This window comes from Psychrobacter sp. AOP5-GZ1-6 (genome assembly GCF_052376345.1).
Taxonomy (GTDB): Bacteria; Pseudomonadota; Gammaproteobacteria; order Pseudomonadales; family Moraxellaceae; genus Psychrobacter.
In genome coordinates this window covers 1-934 of record NZ_JBQSVP010000291.1, presented here as the reverse complement: position 1 = coordinate 934, position 934 = coordinate 1, and the positions used below count along the sequence as shown (strand labels likewise).

The following is a 934-nucleotide window of genomic DNA, read 5'->3' as shown; positions in this document are numbered from 1 at the left end:
TATATACTTTGAGATTTGAAACTACTTTTGCAAGAGGTCTAATAGTTATTTTATTTTTCATTGTCTGAACCTAGTTTACTAATAAAGTAATCATATACAAATCTACCTTCATCTATAGCATCTAATAATTTATATATCTCTTTATCTGCATTGTCTCTATAAAAGTCTTCTCCATGTGTATTAACCTCCGAACTATAGCCAGCTAAATCAACAGGTAACTTATATTCATAACTTTTATTACCATTACAGTCATAATTCAGTTTGCTATTTAGCTCATCACTTAGCTCATCTAGTAAAACAAGTATTTCTGTCAAAGTTATTAATTTCAAATGATATTTTACTATTAAATAAATAACTTGATAATAGTATTTTTTTATACCACATACTTTTGTAATCTCAGTATTAAAATTATGATATGAATTTTCGCTTTCGTAATCTATTTGTATAATATTAAGATATGCCTCATTACCAATTATACTTTCTAATAAATTATCGTTTCTATATATAAAAGACTCAAGTTTTTTAACAGTTAAATCCTTACAAAGATAAGCTGACAATATAAATCTTACTTCTAAATGCATTTTTTTCATTATAAACTCTTACCTTTTTGTAAACTTAAGCTCAACGTTTTTATAGTGTATTAAATATAAAAGTGTTATAAGATAAAATAACTCAATAGATATACTCAGTTATCATGACTTACTCACTAGATTATCGCAAACAAGTTCTTAAAAGCTTAGCAGGTGGCATGACTTTTGCCGAGGCAGCCTCTTTTTATGACATTAGTCCAACCACCATTCAAAAGTGGAAGAAACGGCTGCATAGTAAGAGCACTCGCAATGTTACGCCATCAAAAATACCAGATGATGCACTACGTAAAGACGTTGAGCGTTACCCTGATGACTATCACTATGAGAGAGCAAGACGGTTCAAC

The 934-nt window shown here is 29.0% G+C and carries 2 protein-coding genes; one reads left to right on the top strand and one right to left on the bottom strand.

The genetic code is table 11. The annotated features are described in order from the left end of the window. Positions 1 to 50: 50 nt before the first annotated feature. Positions 51 to 590, bottom strand: a complete 540-nt coding sequence (locus ACT3RN_RS15835; RefSeq protein WP_444518839.1) for a hypothetical protein — start codon at positions 588 to 590, stop codon at positions 51 to 53. Positions 591 to 694: 104 nt separating this feature from the next. On the opposite strand from ACT3RN_RS15835, the gene ACT3RN_RS15830 reads away from it, so the two are divergent. Next, on the top strand, positions 695 to 934 hold a 240-nt coding region (locus ACT3RN_RS15830), incomplete at its 3' end, for an IS630 transposase-related protein (RefSeq protein WP_444518838.1).